At 66.1% G+C, this 15996-nt stretch carries 14 protein-coding genes and 1 pseudogene; 4 read left to right on the forward strand and 11 right to left on the reverse strand.

Annotated features, from left to right (window positions below; translation table 11 throughout):
- Nucleotides 1-38: 38 nt before the first annotated feature.
- Together pprA and HMPREF2716_RS00290 are read right to left on the reverse strand one after the other, a co-directional pair.
- The gene (gene pprA, locus HMPREF2716_RS00285; protein WP_023122339.1) at nt 39-2810 is read right to left on the reverse strand and encodes a two-component system sensor histidine kinase PprA; all 2772 of its coding nucleotides are present in this window, start codon (nt 2808-2810) and stop codon (nt 39-41) included.
- A 9-nt stretch (nt 2811-2819) separates the two neighbouring features.
- Nucleotides 2820-3326 (reverse strand): TadE/TadG family type IV pilus assembly protein, encoded by a 507-nt coding sequence (locus HMPREF2716_RS00290; RefSeq protein WP_003120840.1) that lies wholly within the window; start codon nt 3324-3326, stop codon nt 2820-2822.
- 63 nt (nt 3327-3389) lie between these two features.
- Between HMPREF2716_RS00290 and fppA the strand changes: the two genes are divergently transcribed.
- A complete protein-coding gene (gene fppA, locus HMPREF2716_RS00295; RefSeq protein ID WP_003110115.1) occupies nt 3390-3872 on the forward strand; it encodes a type 4b pilus Flp prepilin peptidase in 483 nt (160 codons plus the stop codon).
- 120 nt (nt 3873-3992) lie between these two features.
- Nucleotides 3993-4820 carry a two-component response regulator PprB gene (gene pprB / locus HMPREF2716_RS00300; RefSeq protein WP_003103959.1) on the forward strand — a complete coding sequence of 276 codons (828 nt, stop codon included), beginning with the start codon at nt 3993-3995 and terminating at the stop codon, nt 4818-4820.
- Between the two features lie 25 nt (nt 4821-4845).
- Here the strand turns inward: pprB and tadG are convergent, their stop codons facing one another.
- Genes tadG through rcpC form a run of 9 tightly spaced genes read right to left on the reverse strand, consistent with a single transcriptional unit; the run spans nt 4846 to nt 14015 of the window.
- Nucleotides 4846-6516, reverse strand: coding sequence for a type 4b pilus Flp biogenesis protein TadG (gene tadG, locus HMPREF2716_RS00305; protein WP_003123262.1), 1671 nt, complete (start codon nt 6514-6516; stop codon nt 4846-4848).
- A 24-nt stretch (nt 6517-6540) separates the two neighbouring features.
- On the reverse strand, nt 6541-6825 hold the full coding sequence (locus HMPREF2716_RS00310) for a DUF3613 domain-containing protein (RefSeq protein WP_003114983.1): 285 nt from the start codon (nt 6823-6825) through the stop codon (nt 6541-6543).
- Nucleotides 6826-6847: 22 nt separating this feature from the next.
- Nucleotides 6848-7585 carry a type 4b pilus Flp biogenesis protein TadD gene (tadD, locus tag HMPREF2716_RS00315; RefSeq protein WP_070621773.1) on the reverse strand — a complete coding sequence of 246 codons (738 nt, stop codon included), beginning with the start codon at nt 7583-7585 and terminating at the stop codon, nt 6848-6850.
- Nucleotides 7582-8493 (reverse strand): type 4b pilus Flp biogenesis protein TadC, encoded by a 912-nt coding sequence (gene tadC / locus HMPREF2716_RS00320; protein ID WP_003103955.1) that lies wholly within the window; start codon nt 8491-8493, stop codon nt 7582-7584. The genes tadD and tadC overlap by 4 nt, the downstream gene beginning before the upstream one ends.
- Before the next feature lie 9 nt (nt 8494-8502).
- Nucleotides 8503-9387, reverse strand: a complete 885-nt coding sequence (tadB, locus tag HMPREF2716_RS00325) for a type 4b pilus Flp biogenesis protein TadB (protein WP_003093848.1) — start codon at nt 9385-9387, stop codon at nt 8503-8505.
- Nucleotides 9384-10649: a type 4b pilus Flp biogenesis ATPase TadA gene (gene tadA, locus HMPREF2716_RS00330; RefSeq protein WP_003103953.1), complete on the reverse strand. Its 1266-nt coding sequence runs from the start codon at nt 10647-10649 to the stop codon at nt 9384-9386. Before tadA ends, tadB begins: the two co-directional genes overlap by 4 nt.
- A complete protein-coding gene (tadZ, locus tag HMPREF2716_RS00335; RefSeq protein WP_003093855.1) occupies nt 10646-11830 on the reverse strand; it encodes a type 4b pilus Flp biogenesis protein TadZ in 1185 nt (394 codons plus the stop codon). Before tadZ ends, tadA begins: the two co-directional genes overlap by 4 nt.
- A 9-nt stretch (nt 11831-11839) precedes the next feature.
- A complete protein-coding gene (gene rcpA, locus HMPREF2716_RS00340; protein WP_023086620.1) occupies nt 11840-13090 on the reverse strand; it encodes a type 4b pilus Flp secretin RcpA in 1251 nt (416 codons plus the stop codon).
- Nucleotides 13091-13103: 13 nt separating this feature from the next.
- Nucleotides 13104-14015: a type 4b pilus Flp biogenesis protein RcpC gene (gene rcpC / locus HMPREF2716_RS00345; protein ID WP_003107382.1), complete on the reverse strand. Its 912-nt coding sequence runs from the start codon at nt 14013-14015 to the stop codon at nt 13104-13106.
- A gap of 408 nt (nt 14016-14423) precedes the next feature.
- On the opposite strand from rcpC, the gene flp reads away from it, so the two are divergent.
- Together flp and pctC are read left to right on the forward strand one after the other, a co-directional pair.
- Nucleotides 14424-14642: a type 4b pilus Flp major pilin gene (gene flp, locus HMPREF2716_RS00350; protein WP_003107380.1), complete on the forward strand. Its 219-nt coding sequence runs from the start codon at nt 14424-14426 to the stop codon at nt 14640-14642.
- A gap of 189 nt (nt 14643-14831) precedes the next feature.
- Nucleotides 14832-15996: pseudogene (pctC, locus tag HMPREF2716_RS00355) on the forward strand (methyl-accepting chemotaxis protein PctC); the annotation flags it as partial.

Raw genomic sequence — 15996 nt, forward strand, 5'->3', positions numbered from 1 at the left:
TGTCCGCAGGCGTTTTTTTTGCCGCGCTCCCACCGACGTCATCCGCCCGCCTCGGCGGGCAGCGCCGCCAGCGGCAAGCGAACCACGAACAACGCGCCCTCCCCCTGGTTGGCCGCCGTCAGGCTACCGCCCATGTTGCGCACCAGATCGTGGCTGACCGAGAGACCCAGGCCGGTACCCTTGCCCTCCACCTTGGTGGTGAAGAAGGGTTCGAATATCCGCTCCAGCAGGAGCGGTTCGATCCCGCCGCCGTTGTCGTGCACGTGCAATTCGACCCAGCCCGGTTCGCGGCAGGCCACCTGCTCCAGGCGAATGCGCCGGCTGGCCAGGCCAAGATTGCCGAGCAGGGCATCGCGGGCGTTGGCGAGCAGGTTGATGATCACCTGTTCCAGCTGGTCCGCCTGCCCTCGTACCACCATCCGCTGCGTCGGCGCCGGGCACTCCACCTCGATGGCGTGCTGACGCAGCCCCTCGCCGAGCAGGCCCAGGGCGCCTTCGAAGGCGGTATAGGGGTCGAACGGCAGCGCCTCCAGCGCCGACTTGCGGCTGAACACGCCGAGGTGGCTGACCAGGCGGTCGACGCGCAGGACCTGGGCATCCATGCGCTCCAGTTTCTCGCCCAGGTAGTCGCCGTCGAGGCCGACGCTGTTCATCCGCTGGCGCATGTTGAAGAGGGTCATGCGCAGCACGTGCAGCGGCTGCTTCACCTCGTGGGCGAGGCCGCTGACCATCTCCCCCAGGCTGGCCATCTTGGCGCCTTGCGCCAGTTGCTGCTGGGCCCGACGCACCGGCGTGTTGTCGCGTCCCACCGCCTGTACCTCGCACAATTCGCCCCGGGCGTCGAACAACGGTCGCTCGGCCCACACCAGCCAGAGAAAACGTTGCCCCGGCAGGTTGAAGCGCAGTTCCGGCACCTCGCTGGCGCCCTCCCGCGGCGAACCCAGCAGACGCGCGCGCAAGGCGCTGGCGTCTTCCGCCGCCAGCCACTCGTCGAGCCGGCGACCGACCAGGCGCTCCGGGCTGGTCGCGAGGCTATCGGCGAAGGTCCGGTTCACGTAGGTCAGCACCAGGTCGGCGGTATAGCGACAGATCAGCGCCGGCGAATCCTCCACCAGGACCCGGTAGCGTTCCTCGCTCTCGGCGATACGCTGTGCCGCCAGGTGCTGCTCGGTCACGTCCAGCCACAGGCCCACCGCCTCGCTGGGCAGGCCCTGGGCATCGCGCAGCAGCTTGGCTTCGTCGTAGAGCCAGTGCCAGTTGCCCTGGCCATCGGCGAGGCGATAGCGGGTCTTCACCCGGCCTTCGCGAAGCAGCTCGCGGCCGCGGGCGAAAAAGGCCTCCAGATCATCCGGATGCACCCGCTCGGCGAGCGCCTGCCAACTCTGTCCCTGCAGGTCGAGGCCGAGCAGGTTGCTCGCGCTTTCGCTGTAGAACTCCGGCACCAGGTGCCCCTGCTCGACCCGCTGGACATAGATCACCACCGGCGCACTGTCGATCAGGCTGCGCAACCGCGCGTGGGCCGCCTGTGCCCGTTCCTCCTGGCGCCGGCCTTCGCTGATGTCGAGTAGCACGCCGGACAGCCCCAGGGCACTGCCGCGTCCCAGCGGCCGGCCCTCGATGCGCAGCCAGCGGCGCTCGCCGCGGCTATCCGGCTGACGCAGGCAAAGGTCCTGGGCCAGCGCCTGGCCGCTGCGCAGGCTGGCACGCAGGCGCAGGCCGAGCTCGTCGGCGTCCGCCGGTTGCAGCAGGCCCTGCAGGTGTTCCAGCGGCACCCGACGATACTCGCCGGTCAACCCCAGGCTATCGTGCAAGGCCGGCGCCAGTTCGAAGAGTTCCTGCTCCGCCCAGTAACGCCACCAGCCGCCGCCGATCATCTCCTGCAACAGCCCCAGCTTGCGCGAACTGTCGTGCTGCTCGTGGAGTTCGCAGCGGTCCGCCACCTGGTTCGCCAGCAGTTCCGCGAGGTATTGCCAGTCCTGCGGCGCGGGCCCCTGGGCGAGCTGCTCCAGCGACATCGGCCGGACCAGCAACGCCCCCAGGCGGCCACCGCGCATCGTCGCCGGCACCAGGTAGAGCGCGTCCTCGCCAATCTGCCGGAGCAGCGTCGAGGCGCCTTCGCCACGGCGTAGCAAGCGCGCGCCCGCCCCTTCACGCAGGTCGTCGTCGGCGAGTTGCAGGGTCGGTCGCAGCAAACTGTCGCTGCCAGGCCGCACATGACTGGCGAAGACCGTGCAGAAACCCTTGCCGTCGCCCAGCAGCAGGGCGATAGCCTGCATCTGGAACGCGCCGGAGAGCGATTCGAGAATCTCCTGGACCGCCTCCGCCAGGTGTCCGTGGGAGACATGGCGCAGACGCGAAAGGATCAGCTTGCCCAGGCTCAGGCTCTGCAACTGGTGCTGCTGGTTGTCGGACTGCCAGTTGAGGTCGGAGATGTCCATGCCCAGCAGCAGCGAGCGTCCCAGGCCGTCGAGCGGCTGCATCGGCTGGAAACGACAGGTCAATGGCGCGGCGGCATCGCTGCGCAGCGTCAGGTCGAGACGCTCGCCCCGGCGCAGGCCGGCCAGCGTCGGCGCACCGGGGGCGCGCCGCTCCAGATACTCGGCGAAAGGCCGCGGCTGTTCGCCAAGCCCATGGGCGCACTGCAGACGATACGCCTGCCGCCCGCCGACCCGGATCACGCGGTCCTGTTCGTCCATCTCGAAACACAGGTCCCAACTCCTCAGCGAAGCGCTCCAGAGGGCGGGGCCTTCCTGCGAAAAGGGTTCCGGCCTCTCGGCCTCGGCGGACGACGAGCGGGAAAATTCGAACATGCGACCACCTCACAGCAACAGGTTGGCACTCGCCTTCAGCGTCTGCGGCAGGTTGGGAATCGCGCCGATGCCGGGGAAGCTCAGCACGGGGATGATCGCCTTGCCCGGATCGCCGTACGGGTACTGCACGCAGACCTCGATCCGCGACGTGGCGCTGACGTAGTCGGCGTACTGGCCATTGCCGGCACAGGGCTGGAGGTTCGCCCGCCAGGCCGCCGGCATCCAGTCCAGGCGCGCGAGCAACTCGTCCCTGGCACGGGCTTCGGCGAGGCTCTCGTAGCCCGCATCGGAGGGATCGACAGCGATCGCCGCACGGGCCCCCACGGCAGCGGCATCGTTGAACGACTGCAACATGAGCAAAGGAATGCTGTAGCTGATCAGACCGTAGACCAGCGCGAAAAACAGCAGGAAGATCGCTGTGAATTCGATGGCGACGGCGCCGTGCTGGCGTCGCCGGGAAGCTTTTCCGAGCATGAGCTGACATCCCCGATCCGCATCCTTAATACTAGTCGTCATTCGCTCCGCCAACGTTACTGAAAAGGTATTAATCCAGATGTCGAAAAAAGGCTGAAGAACAGGATGGAGCAATTAGCACTGGCCTTGTGGGCAAGCGTTTGCGGATATCAGGACATCAAACGTTTGCGCGTCTCCAACTGGCTTATCCTGGGCGGATTTCTTATTTCCTTTGTTTATTTATATGTGAAAGAGTCAAGCCTGACCGGTGCTACGGTTAATATGGCAATGACCGCACTTTTTATAGGCGTCTGCCTCAGCCTTCCCGGCTACCTTCTCGGCAGGCTCGGCGCTGCCGACGTCAAGTACCTGGCCGCACTGGGGCTGGCCAGCGACCCACTTACGGTGCTCTATAGCCTGGCCTTCGGCTGCCTGCTGTGCATCGCGCTATTCATCCTCGTAAAGTTATTCAAACGTTCGGTAGAAAAGTCCGCAATGAATGAAGAAGTTCGCCTTCGAAGGGCACCGTCAAAAAACAAGTCATTCCCTTTTATATTCGCCATGAGCGCCGGCCTTTTGGCACATCTGATTATCAGTAAAATTATCTGAGTAAACTTGCGGAAGACCTCACTTAGCGACTATATGCTTATGGCTAATACCATTCGGTATGGCTGCATTCCAATGCACGTCCCCTGTTAAAAACAAAATAAGCAAATGGAGCGTATGACCATGGACAAACCGGCCTCGCGGCATTTCAGCGTCTTGATCATCGATGATGAACCCCAGGTGACCTCGGAACTCCGCGAACTGCTGGAAAACAGTGGCTACCGTTGCGTAACCAGCACCCACCGGGAGTCGGCGATCGCCAGCTTCCAGGCCGACCCGAACATCGGCCTGGTCATCTGCGACCTCTACCTGGGGCAAGACAACGGTATCCGCCTGATCGAGAGCCTCAAGGAAGTCGCCGGCAACGGCAGGTTCTTCGAATCGATCATCCTCACCGGTCACGATGGCCGCCAGGAAGTGATCGAGGCCATGCGGGTCGGCGCCGCCGACTACTACCAGAAACCGGTGGCGCCGCAGGAACTGCTGCATGGCCTCGAACGCCTGGAGAACCGCCTGCACGAGCGCGTCCGCAGCCAGTTGAGCCTGAGCCACGTCAACCAGCGCCTGGAATACCTCGCCGAATCGCTGAACTCGATCTACCGCGACATCCACAAGATCAAGTACGAGGTACACGGCAACAGCCAGCCGAGTGCCCTCAAGAGCGAAGACAGCCAGCCGTCCGCGCCGCCGGCGTCGGTCGCGGAAAGCCAGGTGTCCCCGAGCAATCCGCTGTTCGGCAAGCTGTCGCCCCGCCAGCAGGCGGTGGCGCGGCTGGTGAGCAAGGGCCTGACCAACTACCAGATCGCCTACGAACTGGGCATCACCGAGAACACGGTGAAGCTGTACGTCTCCCAGGTGCTGCGCCTGATGCATATGCACAACCGCACACAGCTGGCGCTGGCCCTGTCGCCTGCGGCGATGCAGCAGGGCAGCGGAGCGGTGGTGCACTGACAGGCGCGATGGCCCGGCGGACCTGCTAGATCAGCAGTTCCGCCCTGCCGACATCGACCTTCAGAATCTCCGCGTCGATGTATCCAAGTTGTACCCCCAGCAAGGGCAGGACCAGATTCAGGATCGGCGTCAGCAGCCCATCGACCAGAGGTGCCACCACGGAATTCACGATGAGGTCGGTGAGCGCCGTCGAGCCGCACAGCAAAGGCAAGCACAGTCCGAGCACCACGGGATTGACGTTGATGCTGGTTTTCAGGGTACTGGCGAGAAAGCCGCTTTCCGGCAACCTGCGGCTCTGGACGAGATCGGAACCGTCGGCTTTCACGTTGAATCGCGTATCGCCCGAGCTGCCGGCGATCGAGGTATCGAGCTTGAGATCCAATCGCACCAAGCCGCCAAGCACCAGAATCGAGCCGACCTGATCGATGTTGGCCGGACTGCCGATCTTTATCGTCGCTCCGCTGCTTCTCCAACCGAAGTCCAACGCGGTATCCGGGCGGGTACAGGCCATGCTTTTCAGCCAGACGGCTCCCGACGCGCCTTCGATGGCCAGTTGCAGTTTCGTGGTGGCGAGAATGGACAGGAACCCGGAATCGATGTCCGCCGTAAGTCGTACCTGGGACTGGCGCACCTCCGTGCGCCAGGCACCGCTCTCATCCTGCCCTGGCGGCCCGGAGACGATCCTCTTCGGCTCTACGACCGTGAGCCGTGCATTGGCCAATCCAGGGATACCCAGGTTCACGGCGACCGCGGAATTCTTGTTGGCGACCTGGGCAACCGCCATGATGAGATCCAGCGCATTGATCGCCGTATCCAGCTGCGACATGCTGTTCACCTCGCCGGCGCTCAGCCCCAGCAAGTCTCCCAGTTTCAACGTGGCCGACTTTACCCCCACCAATTGCGCTCTCAGGGCCTCGACCGAGGCTACGCCGTTCTTCGCCAGGACGTTCACGCTGGCGGCGAGTACCTGCTGCAAGCCGACGTTGGTATTCAACAACTGTTCGATGGTCCCCAGGCTGGTATCGACCCCGATCAAGCCCATTCCATCCGCGCCGAGAATGTCCAGCACACTGAGCTTCGCGTCGGCGATACCGTTGTAGGCCGCCGCCGAGAGATCGATGTGGGTGCCCAGCAATCCGCTCAGGATGGGGTTGAGCAACGCCGATTGGCCACTGTTCACGCTCGCCAGCCCCGTGCCTGCGGAAATCGTGGCGTTCGGCAGGCGTCGCGCCACGGCCTCTGCGCGGAGATCGACGTTGGCATTGCCGCCGCCGAACAGTCCCCCGAGGTTGGCGACCAGGCTGCCGGGAACGCTCTTGGTCACCTCGACATGCACCGCCTCGTTGGCGGCAGCCGCGTTCGACGCGCTGGCTATGAAACTGCGCAGGCCGCCGGCACTCAGCACGCCGCCGACTTCCGCCGACAGGCTGGAGCCGGCGGCGTCCGCATCGAACCCGTTGAGCATCGCGCTGGCCTTGGCGAAAGACGTCGCCTGGGCAGAACTCTGGTCGCCGCACAAGGCTCCCTGGGAGGCACTCTCCAGCGCCGCCACGTCCGCCACTCGCTGCAGGTTGCGCTGCTCCAGGTAGAGCCGCCCGGTATCCACCACCAGCAACAGGCAGATCAAGGCCAGCAGCAGGGTGGTCGCCGCCAGGATGCCGATCGCCCCGCGCTGTCTTGCAGGCCATCCGTTCATGCCCTGCCCCTCCGCCAGGAACCGTCAGTTCTTGCTCTCGCCGAAGCCGCGATCTTCCAGCAGGTACTCGGGAATCTCGTGCTCATAGCTTTTCAGGTAGCGCTGGTAGGCACGCTGGCGCTCGGCGGCGGTCGCGCTTTGCCGAACCGGGCTGGCGGCCCGGCCGCTCGCCTGGATGGCCAGCCAGGCGCGGGTGGCGGTCTGCGGTTCGGCCGTCGCTGGCGCGGCAGGACGGACCGCCGGCGTGTCCGCGGCCCAGGCCGTGCCGGACAGGAGCAGCAAGACGCCGAACAGGATTCGCTCGTGCATGGTTCACCTCTCCGGCGCCGGCTCAGGGCGCCTCGTTGGCCATCGCGGTATGCATATTCGCCTCCGCCGGCAGTTCCGCCAGCGGGTCGTCGCTTGCCGGCGCCGCGCCGGGTGTCGGTACGGCACCCCAGCTGCGCGCCCGCGCCTCGGCCGCGCGGATGTCCCGGGCATCCAGCTGCAAACGCTCGATCAGGCGCTGCGCATCTTCCCGGTCGCCTTGCAGGTACAGCAGGCCGAGCAGGTTGGTCGCCGGCAGCTTGCCACCCTGCTGCAACTCCAGCGCAGTGATGAATTCGAAGCGCGCGCCGACACGGTCGCCGCGCTTGAGCAGGGCAACCCCCAGGTCGTTGCGGAAGCGGCTCTCGGTCGGCCGCAGGCGCGCCGCCTCGCGCAGCTCGAGGACCGCCCGGGCGCTGTCGCCATTGCGCAGGGCGAGCAGGCCGAGGCCGTGGTGCGCCTCGGGTGCCTTGCAGGTGTCCAGCAGGGCCTGGTACTCGGCCCTGGCCCGCGGGTCGCCGATCCGGCGCAGGATCAGCGCCCTTTCCTCGCGCACGTCGAGCAACCCCGGCGGCATGCTTTCCAGGTTGGCCAGGGCCGCATGCAGGCGGCCCTCGCGGATCATGTCGCGGACCATGTTCATCTGCAGTTCCTGCTCCTGGCCGAGCTGCTGCGAACACTCCCGTGGGCCGTCCCGCCCCGGCAGCGCGGCGCAACCGCCGAGCAGGGCGGCGCACAGGCCGATGCCGATCAGTGCTTTCATCCCAGTCCTCCCAAGGCCTTGGTGATGGCAATGACGCCCGGACCGGCGAGGACGATCAGCAGCGCCGGGAACAGCAGCACCATCATCACCAGGCTCATCTTCGCCGACAGCTTGCCGATGCGTTCCTGCAAGGTGGTCAGGCGCCGGTCTTCGAACAGTTGCTTGAGCGTCAGCAGGGTGCTGCGCGCACTGCCGCCCTGGCGCAACATCTGCCGTAGCACGCCGCAGCAGTCGTTCAGCGGGTCCACCTGCAGGCGCCGGGCAAGCGCCTCCAGCTCTTCCGCCAGGTCGATGCCGTTGTCGGCACGGGTCAGCGCCAGGTCCAGCTCGCGGGCCAGTTGCGGGGTGATCCCGCGGCCTTCCAGGCAGACCACGCGCAGCGTCTGCTCCACGGTCAGGCCGGCGTCGAAGAGGATGCGGATCAGTTGCACGAACAGGATCATCTCGTCGGCGATCAGCGCCCGGCGCGCCTTGGCGAAGTGCTTGAGCACCTGCTTGGGCAGGAGGAAACCGATGCCGGCGGCGAACAGCAGCGGCACCGCGTAGGACGCCTCGCTCTCGGCGCGCAGCAGCTTGACCAGCAAGACCAGGAGAACGAACAGCAGCGGCGTGAGGAACACCGAGATCAGGTACAGGGTCCGGTAGCGACTCTCGTGCCAGCCGGCCTGTTGCAGCAACTGGCGGGCCTCGCTGTCCATCAGTTGCAGGCGCCGCACCCAGAAGCTGTCGTCCATCCGCTCGGTCATGCCGGCCAGCCACCTGGTCGAGCCGCCAGGGTTGGCCAGCGCTCCCAGGCGCCTCTCGATCAGGCGCTGCTCGCGGCTGCCGTTGCGCGCCTGGAGCAACAGCAACAAGGCACCGCCGACCGCCATCAGGAGCGCCGCGAAAATCAGCCACTGTGCCTGCATGGCCACCTCCTAGACGCTCTTGAGCATGCGCCACAGCGCATAGCAGCCGAGCAGTTGCAGCCCGAGCGAGGCCAGGAGCAGGAAACGCCCGGTGCCGTCGGCCCACATGTTCAGCAGATAGCCCGGGTTGCTCGCCAGGATGTAGCCGCCCAGGGCGCTCGGCACGCCGGCCAGGACATAGGCGCTGATCCGTGTCTCGCCGGTCATCGCGTGCAACTGCCGGCTGAGCTTCTCGCGCTCGTGGATGAGCTTGACGATGCTGTCCAGCAGGTCGCTGGTATTGCCGCCATAACGGTGGTTGACCGAGACGCCCAGGGCGAGGATGCGCAGCTCCTCAACCTCGTAGAGTTCGGCGACTTCCTGCAACGCCTCCGGCAGGTGGATGCCGAGAAGCACGTGGTTGCGCGCCAGGGTGAAGATGTCGCGCAGCGGCTCCTCGGCATTCTCCACTGCCTGCATTAGCGCGTCGCCCAGCGTGCGCCCGGCGTGCAGGCTGCGCACTACCTGGTCGAGGAAACGCGGCATCTGCCGGATCATTCGCTTCAGGCGGCGCTGGTAGAGCATGCCCAGGGCGACGCGGCAGGACAGCGCCGCCAGTAGCAGGCCGCCTAGCGCGCCGACGATGCCGAACAGGCGTAATCCGCTCCAGACCAGCAGCAGCGCAAGCACTGCCGCCCCGAACAACCACGGACGCGGGCGCTGGATACCGGCGCGACGCATCTGGCGAGCCAGCCAGTGACTGCTGCGCGGCCGCACCGCGACCGCCTCCTGGCGTCCCAGCAGCCGTTCAACCACCAGTTCGTTGCGCCCGGCGCGCCAGCCCATGAACGCCAGGGCCAGCGCGGCGAAAGCCAGCACGCCGCTGAACAGCACCAGCAGTTGCGCGCCGTTCACAGCAGCGCCTGGCGGAATTTCTGCCCGACCGGCGCGGCCTGGCGGACGAACTGCCCGCTACCGCGCCGGTCGAGACTGAACAGCGTATTGGTGACGTACACACCGTCGCGCACCTCCAGCACCTCCAGCACTTCGCTGATGCAACGCCGACCGCTGGCCAGGCGGGTGATCTGCACCACCACGTCCAGCGCGGCGCAGATCATCAGGCGCAAGGTCTGCTCCGGCAGCCTGTTACCGGTCAGGCCGACCAGCATCTCCATGCGCAGCAGCGAATCCATCGCCGAGTTGGCGTGCACCGTGCTCATCGAGCCGTCGTGGCCGGTGTTCATCGCCTGCAGCACGTCGAGCACCTCGACGCCGCGGATCTCGCCGAGGATGATCCGGTCCGGGCGCATCCGCAGGGCGTTGCGGATCAGGTCGCGGGCGGTCACCTCGCCGTAGCCCTCGGCGTTCGGCGGACGGGTCTCCAGACGCACCACGTGGTCGTGGCCGAGTTGCAGCTCGGCGGTGTCCTCGATGGTGACGATCCGCTCGCGTTCGTCGATGAAGCCGCTGATGACGTTGAGCAAGGTGGTCTTGCCGGTGCCGGTGCCGCCACTGATGAGGATGTTGCAGCGGCGCGAGACCGCCTGGCGGAGGAACTCGAGCAAGGCTTCGTCGACGCTCTGGTAGGCCAGCAGGTCGGCACTGCGCAGCAGCTCCTGGCTGAACTTGCGGATCGAGATGCACGGCCCGTCCAGCGCCACCGGGGGAATGATCGCGTTGACCCGGCTGCCGTCCGGCAGGCGCGCGTCGACCATCGGGCTGGACTCGTCCAGGCGTCGGCCGAGGGGCGCGAGGATACGCTGGATCACCCGCAGCACATGGTGGTCGTCGATGAAGCGCAGGTCGCTCTGGTAGAGCCGCCCTTCCCGCTCGACGAACACCCGGCCCGGCCCGTTGACGAGGATTTCCGAGACGCCGGGATCGCGCAGGAGGATCTCCAGCGGGCCGAAGCCGGTGAGTTCGTCGACCACCTCTTCGGCCAGGCGGTCCAGTTCGTAGCGGGAGATCGCCAGTTGATGGCGCGAGCCGTATTCGCAGACCTTTTCCGAGACGTACTGGACCACGGCGGAGCGCGCGCCCTCCAGCAGGTTCATGCCGTCTTCGTCGATCTCGTCGATGATGTAGCGGTGCAGGCGCAGCTTCAGCGCCTGGATGTCCTGCTCCTGGCGGGAGTGGAAGGCACCGCCGTCAGGACGCGCGCCGAATCCCGTGCTCATAGCAGCGCCGCCTTGGCCCGGCCGAGCCAGGACAGCAGCGAACGGCGCTCGCCGCGTGTCACGCACAGGCTGTCCGCCAGTTGCCGCAGCTTGGCCGCCAATGGGTCGCGCGGCGCCACCTCGAACAGGCTCTTGCCGAGGTTCTTCGCGCGCAGGCGCGATTCCGGGGACAACGGCAGGACACCGAACAGATCGAGGTCGAACATCCGGCTTAGGGCCTGCTGGTCCGGCGCCACATTGGGCAGGTAGCGCTCGATCAGCAACTCGATGGAGGGCAACGGCAGGTTGCGCTCGCGCAGGCGGCGCAGGCGCTCCAGGCCCTTCTTGCAGGACGGCACGCTCTGGTCGACCATCCACAGCACGCGGTTGGCCTGCACCAGCAACTGGTTGCTCAGCTCGCCCTCGGGCAGCCCGGTGAGGTTGACCACCACATGGCTGAACGCCCCGCGCAGGTTGCCCAGCAACAGATAGAGTTCGGCGGTGGTGACTCGCTCCAGCACGCCGGGCTCGTCGGTCAGGCTGAGTATCCGCAGGCCGCTGTCGAGGCGGGTGAAGGCGCTGTCGATCAGGGTCTGGTCGAGGCGCCGCAGGTTGCGCAAGGCATCGCTGAAGGTGAAGGCCGAGTCCAGGCCGAGGATCGCCAGCGCCTCGCCGGTGGGCTGGCCGACGTCCAGCAGCAGGACCTGGTTCGGCGTCTGCTCCTGCAACGCCTTGGCCAGGTGCAAGGCGACGAAGGCGCCGTCGGCGTCCGGTCGGGCGCTGACCAGGGTCAGCAGCTCGCCCTGGCGCGCCGCGCTCACCGGCACGCTGGGCAGGCGTCCGCCGAGGCGCCGGATCAGCCCGGTCAGCTCGCTGGCGCGGGCGCCGTAGGTGATGAAGTCGCGCGCGCCGGCGCGCATCGCCGCTAGCACCAACTGGTTGTCCAGGCCGTCGCCGATGGCCACCACCGAGAGCATCGGCCGCGCCGATACCAATCCCTCGACCAGCGCGCCCTGGGACACCAGGTTGCTTTTGCCGAGGCTGATGAACAGCACCCCGGCGGCGGTGACGTCGAGCAGCGCCAGCAGCTCCTCCAGGCTGGCGCTGCCTGCCGGAACCACCTGGCCGGCGGACGCCAGGCTGTTCTGCAACCAGTCGAGTTCGCCGGGATGCTGGGTCAGCGCCACGAAGTTCTGGTTCATGCGCGCCTCCTAATCCGACAGACCGGTGTCGTTCTGCTGGCCGTCGTACTCGCCGCGCTCGAGGAAGTACAGGCGCGAGAACCCCGGATCGTAGTGCCGCAGGCCCTCGCCGGGCAGGTCCGGCAACTGTGCGTCGGCGGCCAGCGGCTGGACCAGGTGCGGGGTGACGATCATCAGCAGCTCGCGGTCGTCCTTGTCCAGCTTGGTCGAGCGGAAGAACGCACCGAGGATCGGGATGTCGCCCAGCCAGGGAAACTTGTCGACGTTGCTCACCGAGTTGCTGCTGGTCAGCCCGCTGATCACGAAGCTCTCGCCGTCGGCCAGCATCACGCTGGTGTCGGTGCGCCGGACGCGCAGTGCCGGCACCGCCACCCCGCCGCTCTGGATGCCGGCGCTGTAGTCCAGTTCGCTGACCTCCGGCGCCACCTTGAGAGCGATGCGGCGGTTGTTCATCACCGTCGGGGTGAGGGTCAGGCGGATGCCGAACTCCTTGTATTCGATGGTGACGTTGTCGTTGGTGCCGTTCGGCACCGGGATCGGAAACTCGCCGCCGGCGAGGAACGACGCGCTCTGCCCGCTCATCGCCACCAGGCTCGGGCGCGCCAGGGTATAGGCGAAGCCGCTGCCCTCCAGGGCATTCATGAAGCTCAACCACTTGCCGCCGCCGAAGATCAGGTTGAATCCCGAGCTGCCGGTGCCGAAGGTGCCGCCCAGGCCGCTGCCGTCGGCATTGACCTTGATGTCGCCGAGGCTGCCCGGCGCACCGAGCACCCAGAGGTTGCCGCCGCGGCGGACGAACGAGGTGCTGGCCTGCTTCAGCTTGCTGCGGCTGACCTCGACGAAGCGGATATCGGTCTGCACCTGGTTCGGCAGCTCCTCTGCGGCGCCGACGGTGAACGCTGGAGCACCGCGGGTATCGACGCTACCGCGTCCCTCGACCTCCACCAGGCTGCGCAACGGCTCGGGACTGCAGCCGGTCCAGATCAGCAGGCTGGTGGAGCCCTGTTCCTTACCGGTGACCAGGAAGCCGCGACGATCCAGCAACTGTACGTCGGCGATCTTCGAATCGCCGATGGCCAGCCGTTCGATCGGCACCGCCAGGCGCAGGTCACGCTGTTGTCCCTGGACGACGTCGACCCGCGGCGCCTGCGCCAGCAACTCGATGCAGCCCTGCGGCAAAGCCAGTGCCGGCAGCGCCAACGCCACCCCCAGCAGCCCTCCCAGCCAGCGCGACACGCCTATCCCGGTGCTCCGATGCATATGCCGGCTCCCCTCAAGGCACTTCATGGGTCATGGCGCTGCCACGGTAGACCGTGACCCCGTTGGCCACCGGCACGCGCGGAGCCGCGCTGCGCACGCTCGGCGCCGTCGGTTTGCGGCGCTCCAGCAGTTGGTCGAGACTCAGCGCCGCGCTCGGCGCGCCCAGCGACGCTTGCAGCAGCGCGCCTTCCTGCTCCCTGCGGTAGAGTTCTTCGTCCTTGCTGCGGATGGCCAGGCGCAGCGAACCGGCCTGGCTCGCCAGCATCAGCCGCGCCACGCCGTCCTCCGGTACCGCCAGCACCGCGGTACGCGGCGGACGCGGGTCCTTTTCCTGGTTCGAGCGGTCCTGTCCATCGCTGCCCACGGCGATCCGCTCGCCGTAGGTCAGTACCCGGACGCCGGGCAACACCAGTTGCGCCAGCGGGGTCGATTCGCCGTCCCGCTCGTCACGCACGAAGAGCATCACGTCGACATAGTCGCCGGGCAGGACGAAGCCGCCGCCGCCGACCACTTCGTCCACAGCGATCGCCATCGCCCGCTCGTCCGGACGGATGGTCCGGGCCAGCGGACCGCCGGGTTCGAGGGTCGCGGCGGAAAGAATGCTGCCGGCCGGCACCGCGACCCAGACCCGCTTGCCGAGCAACGCCTCGGGCCTGTCGTAGCTACCGACCGGTGCGGTCCGCAACAGCTCGACGCTCAGGTCGTCCTTGCCGATCACCGCCAGCGCCGGGAGATCGCGACTGGCCACCAGCACCGGCTTGCGTTCGAGCTTTTCCAGCGAAGCGTCCACCGTCGCCGAAGCCGGCGCCACGGATGGAGCGTGCGCGTTCGATGGCGCGCGGCCGATGGATACGCCGAGGTATCCGAGCAACACCGCACCGAGCAGCAGCAGGCCGGCCAGGGCCATCAGCACCTTGCTATTCATGGGCAGACCCCTGCTATGCGTCCGGACAGGTCGATGAACGGAAAATCACCGGCGATCGCCGATGAACGAAAAAGAAAAAGTGGCGTCTTGCTGTCCGTGTCATGGCCATACTCCGGGACTGGCTTTCCATGGCAGGTACATTGGGTTATCGACTGGAGACAGTCGTTATTCAAGAACCAAAGTTCATAACTTCGACCATGCGGCGATAGGCCTGAATCTAGACTTGGGATAATCAATGTCAATTTGTCATTAGATGTAGTCCAAGCCTTGTAACTCGCCATATAACCTTGCGACTAATCCACTCCTACTAATGCCATTTAGTTGTTGCAAAACGCCATCATCGGCCTAGCCTCAGCGTGGAGGCAGGGCTCTGTCTCGGTGATTGCCGCGTTCGAGGAGCAAACAAGAATGAAGAACCTGACTCTGCTCGTGTATTGCAAACTTCGCGCATTCCTGGCGGACGAAGAAGGGGCAAATGCCATCGAATACGCGGTTATCGCAGGTTTGATCGCGGTGGCTCTGATTGCCGTATTGAGTCCCACGGACAGTGGTATCGTCGGCGGGCTGAAAGCCTTCTTCGACGGAGTCGGCGAAAAAGTCGGCGGGCTGGCTCCGACAGCGAACTGACGCGAGCGCTTTCCCGGTCGCTTCCCATAGTGGCGCCATTTTCATGGCGCCACTATTTTGCCTTTGTAATGGCACTGTGCTACAAAGCCTGCCGTTCAGGCGCTGGATCATGGCTTTCCCCCGCAAGCTCCCTACCTGGTGGCCTGGGCTCCCCGCCCTTCTTGAGGCTTTTGCCAGGACGCATCGCTCATGCTTCGCTCGCTGTCGTTTGCCAAGAAAATCCTTCTCGCCGCCGCGCTGGTGGTAGTTTTCGCCTTCAGCTGCTTCATCCTCTACAACGATTACCGACAGCGCGAGGCCGTGCGCACGGACACGGAAAACTACCTCGGGGAAATCGGCACCCTGACCGCCAGCAACATCCAGAGCTGGCTGGAAGGCCGCATGCACCTGGTGGAAGGCCTGGCCTCGCAACTGGCGCTGCTCGACCAGCCCGACGAGGCGAATATCGCAAGGCAACTGGAACAGCCCGTCTTCAGCCGCAATTTCGCGTCGGTCTATCTTGGCGAGGCGGCCAGCGGCACCTTCACCATGCGCCCCTACGACGCCATGCCGGAAGGTTACGACCCACGTACCCGCGCCTGGTACAAGGACGCGCTGGCGGCCGACCGGCTGATCGTCACCGAACCTTTCGTCGATGCCGGCACCGGCGAGCAGATCCTCGCCATGTCGCTGCCGGTGCGGCACGCCGGTCAACTGCTGGGCGTCGCCGCCGGCGACATGAAGCTGGAGACCCTGACCGCGATCCTCAATTCCCTGAAGTTCGACGGTGCCGGCTACGCCTTCCTGGTCAGCGACGCCGGCAAGATCCTCCTCCACCCCGACTCCGGGCTGGTCCTGAAGACCCTCGCCGAAGCCTATCCCAAAGGCGCACCGAACATCGTCCCCGGGGTCCACGAGGTGGAACTCGACGGTCGCAGCCAGTTCGTTTCCTTCACCCCGGTGAAGGGACTGCCCGGCGTGACCTGGTACGTCGCCCTGGTCCTCGACCGCGACACCGCCTATTCGATGCTCAGCGAATTCCGCACTTCGGCGATCGTCGCCACGCTAATCGCGGTGGTCGGCATCATGCTTCTCCTCGGCATGCTGATCCGCGTACTGATGCAACCGCTCACCGACATGGGCCGCGCCATGCAGGACATCGCCCAGGGCGAAGGCGACCTGACCAAGCGCCTGAAGGTCACCAGCAACGATGAATTCGGTACGTTGGCCAATGCCTTCAACCGCTTCGTCGAGCGTATCCACGAATCGATCCGCGAGGTCGCCGGCACCGCTCGCCAACTGCACGATGTGGCGCAACTGGTGGTGAACGCCTCGAACTCCTCGATGGCCAACTCCGACGAGCAGTCCAACCGCA

This window comes from Pseudomonas sp. HMSC076A11, assembly GCF_001810205.1.
In the GTDB taxonomy this organism is placed as follows: Bacteria; Pseudomonadota; Gammaproteobacteria; order Pseudomonadales; family Pseudomonadaceae; genus Pseudomonas; species Pseudomonas aeruginosa.

Coding starts and splice junctions, on each gene's coding strand:
- flp (WP_003107380.1), top strand. CDS start 14,424: ATGAAGAACCTGACTCTGCTCGTGTATTGCAAACTTCGCGCATTCCTG.
- rcpA (WP_023086620.1), bottom strand. CDS start 13,090: ATGCATCGGAGCACCGGGATAGGCGTGTCGCGCTGGCTGGGAGGGCTG.
- fppA (WP_003110115.1), top strand. CDS start 3,390: ATGGAGCAATTAGCACTGGCCTTGTGGGCAAGCGTTTGCGGATATCAG.
- tadA (WP_003103953.1), bottom strand. CDS start 10,649: ATGAGCACGGGATTCGGCGCGCGTCCTGACGGCGGTGCCTTCCACTCC.
- HMPREF2716_RS00310 (WP_003114983.1), bottom strand. CDS start 6,825: ATGCACGAGCGAATCCTGTTCGGCGTCTTGCTGCTCCTGTCCGGCACG.
- tadZ (WP_003093855.1), bottom strand. CDS start 11,830: ATGAACCAGAACTTCGTGGCGCTGACCCAGCATCCCGGCGAACTCGAC.
- tadD (WP_070621773.1), bottom strand. CDS start 7,585: ATGAAAGCACTGATCGGCATCGGCCTGTGCGCCGCCCTGCTCGGCGGT.
- tadG (WP_003123262.1), bottom strand. CDS start 6,516: ATGAACGGATGGCCTGCAAGACAGCGCGGGGCGATCGGCATCCTGGCG.
- pprB (WP_003103959.1), top strand. CDS start 3,993: ATGGACAAACCGGCCTCGCGGCATTTCAGCGTCTTGATCATCGATGAT.
- HMPREF2716_RS00290 (WP_003120840.1), bottom strand. CDS start 3,326: ATGACGACTAGTATTAAGGATGCGGATCGGGGATGTCAGCTCATGCTC.
- rcpC (WP_003107382.1), bottom strand. CDS start 14,015: ATGAATAGCAAGGTGCTGATGGCCCTGGCCGGCCTGCTGCTGCTCGGT.
- tadC (WP_003103955.1), bottom strand. CDS start 8,493: ATGCAGGCACAGTGGCTGATTTTCGCGGCGCTCCTGATGGCGGTCGGC.
- pprA (WP_023122339.1), bottom strand. CDS start 2,810: ATGTTCGAATTTTCCCGCTCGTCGTCCGCCGAGGCCGAGAGGCCGGAA.